Origin of the sequence: Roseivirga sp. UBA1976 (genome assembly GCF_002336325.1) — a bacterium.
Taxonomy (GTDB): Bacteria; Bacteroidota; Bacteroidia; order Cytophagales; family Cyclobacteriaceae; genus Roseivirga; species Roseivirga thermotolerans.
Genome location: NZ_DDDQ01000160.1, coordinates 1 through 6588, shown reverse-complemented (window position 1 = coordinate 6588; position 6588 = coordinate 1). Strand labels below are relative to the sequence as shown.

Sequence of the window (6588 nt, the reverse complement as noted above, 5' to 3'; positions counted from 1 at the left end):
ATACGTAATTCCAAAAGGAACTCAATACACTAATGAGGAGCGTGTGGTGCCCATTGTAAACGATAATGGTGAGGAAGCACAGGAACTGCTGATTGGAAACGCCCGTCCCGACCTAAACCTGGGGTTAAGAACGGGATTCCGATATAAAAATGTGAATGTGTACATGCTATGGGAAGGCCAGATTGGTGGAGACGTGTACAATGCCGGCTTACAGTCGCTCGATAGGGACGGACTTGGCCCGGACTATGATCAAGCGCACCGACCGGAAGGGCAAAGACACTACTCCAGCTTCAGACAATCCATTTACAACGGTAGACGATTGAACGCTGAGTATGTAGAAGATGCCTCACACATTAGACTGAGAGAACTTTCAGTAAACTATGAACTGAGAACAGCACAGCTTAGCAAGTTGGGATTGAACAACGTGTTTAGAAGTGTACAACTAAGTGCTATTGCCAATAACGTACTGCTGTTTGCTAAATACCGTGGCTTCGATCCAACTTTTGGAGGTATAAATGATCGTTACGATACATATACCTTCCCGCTCATCAGGACTTTCTCAGGTTCAATTTCATTCACTTTCTAATACCTACTTAAACAGAATGATATGAAACTTAAAAAATACATATTCTCATTATCGGTAGCGGCTCTTATGATCACTACCCAAAGCTGTGATGATCTGGAGGTTGAAAACAACAATGCTTTAGACATTAACGGTGTGCTATCCAATCCGGCAGAGTTCCCTTCTTTAATACAGGGAGCCTACGGAGAGTGGTGGAGACAAACCCAAATCTCTTACCCCAATATGTACCTGTCGGTAGCCTCACAAATCATGTCCTCCTCATGGACCAACTTTGCCATGTTCGATGGGGGCAGAATTCCTCCCAGACCGTTCGTAAACTCTAACACGGCTTCTACCGTTCGGGTGAACCGAAACCCCTGGCGAGGAATCTATAACTCCATAGGCCCGGTGAACGATGTGTTAAAGGTAATGCGCGATAACTTCGATGGCAAAGCCATTGACCCCAACACCGGTGAAGATCACACTCTTTCTGTATTGGCCAATGCTCGCATGATGCAAGGCCTGGCCCTGGGCTGGGTGGCCATGATCTTCGATCAGGGTTTTATTGTTAGCGAAGACCTAACCGATGCAGACCTGGGTAGCTTAGAGCTACAGTCTTATAGAGAGTGTGCCGATGCCGCAATAGCAAGGTTCCTGGAGGCCGCTCAGATTTTTGAGGAAAACCCGGAAATCATTTTTAACGGATTCAACGGTGTAACACTTTCTTCTCAGGAAGCGGCTCGTTTTGCCCGGTCATATGCTGCAAAAGTTGAAGTGTTTTCGGCCAGAAATGCAGAGCAAACCATAAACGAAACCAATTGGCAGCAAGTGCTTGAACTTACTACCAACGGTATAACTCAAGACATTGCACCCATTGGCGATGGAGGAAACGATTGGTATACCAGAGCCTTAACCAACGGACAGTATGCCGGTTGGGTGCGGGTTTCGCAACGAATGATTAACATGATGGAAGGAGGAACCGGTGGCAGAGACATTCTTAATGCCAGTGATACCGACCCCGACCACCCAACGGCACCTTACCCCTGGCAGGACAATGTGTTGTCTTACCCCGAAATTACCAGCCCCAGAGATAAACGCCTGGAAACCGACTTTACTTACAACAGTAGTGTACCTTTTAGGTCTGACCGGGGCTTCTACATTTTTGGTAATTACAGCTACAGCCGGTATATCTACTTTGTAAATGATAACTCAGTGGGCCCTATGCCGCACTTTACAGTTATTGAGAATAACCTGCTCAGAGCAGAGGCTCTTGTTAGAACAGGTGGAAGTAAAATTGAAGCTGCGCAGCTCATTAACGAAAGTCGGGTTGGACGCGGAGAATTGGCTCCCCTAACCGGTGCAGAAACCAATGAAGAGCTTCTGAGAGAAATCACTTATGAGCGACTGGTAGAACTGAGCTGGCAAGCGGCCTGCAATGGCTACTTCACCAGACGAATCACCACCATCGATGATTTGAAACTACCTCCTGGCACTCCTCTCAGTATGCCAGTACCGGCATCAGAGCTGGAGGCACTTGGCCTCGAAATCTACACCTTTGGAGGCATAGGAAATCCTGATGGAGCCTGATAGATAACAAAACAATGGCTGTCTCATCGATCGATCCTCTTTTAGCCACCATTTTTTAAGTGGTGATGGTCAGGAAAGAAGCGGTGAAATTCTTGAGACAGCCTCATTTAACCAAACACATGTCAAGGTCAAAAACAATAGGGTCAATTCTTATTCTCAGCCTGATAATGGTTTTGGGTTGTCACTCCCAAAACAAGCTTAGTGCAGAACTGCTGGAGATCAACTTTATAGGAGAGTTCAGTTCAGAGCACTGGATTGAAATAGATGGTATTCGTCTAATTCACCAGTCCAATTTTGAGCGGGACAGTTTAATGCTGTCTCCATTTTTTCCGGAAATAGATCAACCTTTACCCACTACTATCCAGCACTTTAGGTCTTATAGCAACCATGAAGCAGTAAACGAACGAAAGATTCCGAAAGGTCGCGTGGCCGAATCTTTTTTCACCCGAATGTCGCTGGCCTATCGCCTGGAAAACGGAAAGCGAAAAAGAGCTTACGTTTTTGAAGGCAACGTGGCGGAGATGTCAATGGGAAAGCTGAGGTTCTATAGAACCGATGGTAGAACAATGACCATACGAACCAGCAAGAATTACCCTGCTCTTATCAAAAATCTTAACAACCGGGAACCAATGGCCACCGGAGAAAGAAACTGACTTTCGTTTTAGTTTAGTTAGTAGTTTGTTTAGAACTGGTTTCAGACGGAAACCAGTTACTTTTCAAATAAATACAATTATTAACGAATTCCCTACTTTCCGCAAGAAAAACCCAATCCGAGTATTCACTCATTCATAACGCAACGAGGTAATAGGATCCTGGCTGGCGGCACGTTTTGCGGGAGTTATCCCAAATATTATTCCTACCGTAACAGCCACACCAAAAGAAAGGGCAATAGAAGATATATGCACCAGTGTTGGGATATCGGCCAATTGACTAATGCCAAAGGCAATGGACAGCCCCAAAATAATACCTATCATTCCTCCACTGAAGCTAATCATAACCGATTCGAGCAAGAACTGATAAATAATATCTCGTTTGGTGGCTCCTATTGCCAAGCGAAGCCCAATTTCTTTAATACGCTCCAAAACCGAAGCCAGCATAATATTCATAATTCCTATTCCCCCTACCAATAAGGATATGCCCGCAATGCCTCCCAACACATAATTAAAGATGTTTTTAGTGCGCTGTTGCTGTTTCAGCAATAATTCAGGAATAGTGATTTCATAATCCACCACCTGGCTGTGTTTGCGCTTAAGAAGTTTACTAATTACCTCAGCGGTGGCATTCATTTTATCGGAGTCGGCCACCTTTATCACCAGACGATCCAGTTGATGATAGTTTTTAGCTTTGCCCTGGTCTACTCCCATATTACTATTCCTGATTGCCTCCTGAATGGCCGCATTAGAAACCATTGCACGATTCTCATACCTAAGTAGAGCCGTACTCAGCGGAGTATAAACATCCATATTATAGTCTCGTATGCCCAGATTACTGATACTCTTGTCAGAAATAAGTCTTTCTTCCAGAACCCCGATTACCCTGAGCCAATGTTTTCCCACCTTGAGGTATTTACCCAAAGGTTCTTCTCCATTAAAGAACTTGGCGGCTATAGACTTACCTACAATACATACCGGCTTACCCATTTCAGCATGTTCCTCATTAAAGAAATTTCCTTCGAGCAGACGGAAACCGGCAATTTCAAAATATGAGTTTTCAACCCCCACCAACTTGGCACTACGATGAAAGGCGTTGCGAGAAACTGAAGTTTCTACCACTACCTCCGGACTTACCACCTCTATGCCAGGCACTATACTCTTAATGCTTTCCACATCGAGAAAATTGAGACCGATGGAAAGGTTCTTTTGTTTTCGGGCTTCTCCTCCGGCATTTTCGGCTTGTACTTCTCCTTCTGTTTGTTCAATTACCGGAGTAATGACAATGTTGTTTACACCAACCAACTTTATTTGCTCCAGAATCTCTTGCTGGGCACCGGCTCCAATTGCCAGCATAGCTATAACTGCGGCTACTCCGAAAATAATACCCAATGCTGTAAGCAATGACCGGATTTTATTGGCAAAAACCGCTTCCATGGCTATGGCCATGTTAGATGCTAATTGCTTCAACATTACTTATTGTTTTGGGCGATGGACTGGGAGTTGTTGAGCCTCTTAAGGCTGAAGTCGTTAATACCACTGGGATCGGAAAGGTACACGCTCTGTCCTTCAGTCAATCCTGACTTTATGATTACCTGATCGGAATTAGAAATTCCCAACTCCACTTCTTGCTTCACAATACTCAGTCCATCTTTCAATAGTACGTAGGTAATGGAATCTCCCTGGCTGTGAATGGCCTCTACGGGCACAAACATAGCCTGCTCTACCACCTTGGCAATTATTTTATTGCTGGTAGACATTCCCGGCCGAAGAGTTGTGTCAGATTCATTAATTTCTACTACTACTTCAAAAACCTTGGAGTCAGAATTAGGTCTTTGCTGTCCCATATTGGCCACACTGGTCACCACCCCGGTGAGCTTCTTTTCCGGAAAAGCATCGAGTCCAATTTCCACAAATTGGCCTGCGCTCACGGTATTGATATCTACTTCATTGATATAAGTTTTGGATATCATGCTGGTAAGATCAGGTAAAGTAGCCACAATAGGGTCGTAAGAGGCTACTCTTCCCCCCTGCGCAATTTTGTTTCCGCGCCAGTCCCTTCTATAAATTAGCATGCCGGCCTCCGGAGCCGTAATTACAAACTGATTTGATATTTCCTGAAGAAAATCGAGCCGCCTCTTGTCTTCTAACATTTCGGCTTCAGAAGCCGCCACCTTGGCCTTGGCCTTTTCTAGTTGCAACTTGTAGTTTTCCTTGGCCTGATCATATCTTTTTTGGGCCCGTTCCAACTCCATTGTTTTTTCCTTGATAGTGGCCGGTGGTTCGTATTGTGAATTTTCCAGCACTAGCTTCTGCTTTTCCATTTCGAAAAGCATATTGTCCATTTCCTCCCTGGCCTTTCTCAGTTCCATGGCCGTATCTAGTTTGGCCTCTTTATACTGTGAAGAACTGATGGTAAAATCACTGCTGGCTTGCTGAATTTTTTGTCCAAGCTCCGACTGATCTAGCCTGGCCACATAGTCTCCTTTGGCCACCACAGTGCCCTCATCGATGATGTGGCTAATGGTGGTTTCCCAAATATTGGCTTGACGCATGCCATCAGGCCCTAAGATATTTACGCTGTTTTTGGCATATAACTCTCCGCTGGCGGTTACCTCAGACCTAAACAAACCTACCTTTACCTGGGTAAGTACCTCGCTCTCCATGGAAGAGCCTTTGTTAACCTTTGTGATGAAAAAGATGATTAAGGCTACAAAGACGCCCGTAATCACCATGACCTTTCTATTTTTCATGAGTTGTTGTTGATGATTTGAGTAAACTATAATGATAGTTTAAAACTTGTTCAAACTAAAATTTTTAACATTAATTTTATATTTAATATTTCAACCTTTGATGTCTGATCAAAAAAATATAGTCTTCCTTATTTCATCACTTCTCCCCAAAACTCACTTTTCACCTCCATAAACATTCGACCCGCTTCTCATCTGCCCCGGCCCTCCCACTCATGCTCTCCTATCAATACGCTGGATGCCATCGTTTATTGGTTATCAATAACTTTAAGTGTATAGAACCAGAGCCTCTTGGTATTCTTCTCCGATGCATCTCAACCTATTTTTGTTCTACTCCCAGAGTCATTTGTCATGGACTGCGTGTTATAAAGACCGTGTTATGGCCAATTAATTACACTACGTAAGAACAAATTCAACCGGGTGAACTTTTATTTCAACGGCCCTCTCGACAAAACCACTTACAGTAGTAGCTTTGTGAACTATGAATTACCTTTCTGTAGAAAAGCTCACCAAGTCTTTTGGCGACCGGCTTATACTCGACCACATTACTTTTGGGATTGCACAGGGCCAAAAAGTGGCTCTGGTTGGAGTGAATGGTTCGGGAAAATCTACGCTGCTAAAAGTGATTACCGGAATGGAAACTCCCGATAGTGGCGAAGTGGTCTTTAAAAACGATATTGTGGTAAAGCATCTATTGCAGAATCCGCAGTTTTATTCCGGACAAAAAGTACTCGATGCCGTTTTTGATAGCAACAACCCGGAACATGCTTTGCTTAAGCAATATGAGCGAGCCCTGGTGCGATCGGCTGCCGGACATGAAAACCACGGTGAAGTACAGCAACTTATAGAACAAATAGATGCCCAAAACCTATGGGATCTGGAGAGCCAGGCCAAACAAATACTGGGGAAGCTCGGCATCCACAATCTAGAAGAAGAGGTTGCATTACTTTCTGGCGGGCAACAAAAGCGAATAGCCCTTGCCTCGGTGCTTATTCAAAAGCCCGACCTACTAATTCTCGATGAGCCCACCAACCACCTC

Annotated in this window: 6 protein-coding genes; 4 read left to right on the top strand and 2 right to left on the bottom strand. The window is 44.4% G+C overall.

The annotated features are described in order from the left end of the window. The 3 genes from B3763_RS16510 to B3763_RS16500 all read left to right on the top strand — a co-directional run. Positions 1-586: hypothetical protein (locus B3763_RS16510; protein ID WP_286747943.1), on the top strand; the 586-nt coding region annotated here is incomplete at its 5' end. A 21-nt stretch (positions 587-607) separates the two neighbouring features. Further along, positions 608-2149, top strand: a complete 1542-nt coding sequence (locus tag B3763_RS16505) for a hypothetical protein (RefSeq protein WP_189630786.1) — start codon at positions 608-610, stop codon at positions 2147-2149. A gap of 119 nt (positions 2150-2268) precedes the next feature. Then, the gene (locus B3763_RS16500; RefSeq protein ID WP_286747941.1) at positions 2269-2802 is read left to right on the top strand and encodes a hypothetical protein; all 534 of its coding nucleotides are present in this window, start codon (positions 2269-2271) and stop codon (positions 2800-2802) included. A 129-nt stretch (positions 2803-2931) separates the two neighbouring features. Here the strand turns inward: B3763_RS16500 and B3763_RS16495 are convergent, their stop codons facing one another. Then, on the bottom strand, positions 2932-4272 hold the full coding sequence (locus B3763_RS16495) for an ABC transporter permease (protein ID WP_189630784.1): 1341 nt from the start codon (positions 4270-4272) through the stop codon (positions 2932-2934). Beyond that, positions 4272-5552 (bottom strand): efflux RND transporter periplasmic adaptor subunit, encoded by a 1281-nt coding sequence (locus tag B3763_RS16490; RefSeq protein ID WP_286747939.1) that lies wholly within the window; start codon positions 5550-5552, stop codon positions 4272-4274. Before B3763_RS16490 ends, B3763_RS16495 begins: the two co-directional genes overlap by 1 nt. Positions 5553-6030: 478 nt before the next feature. On the opposite strand from B3763_RS16490, the gene B3763_RS16485 reads away from it, so the two are divergent. Further along, positions 6031-6588 (top strand): ATP-binding cassette domain-containing protein (locus B3763_RS16485; RefSeq protein WP_286747937.1); only part of this gene is annotated, 558 nt, incomplete at its 3' end.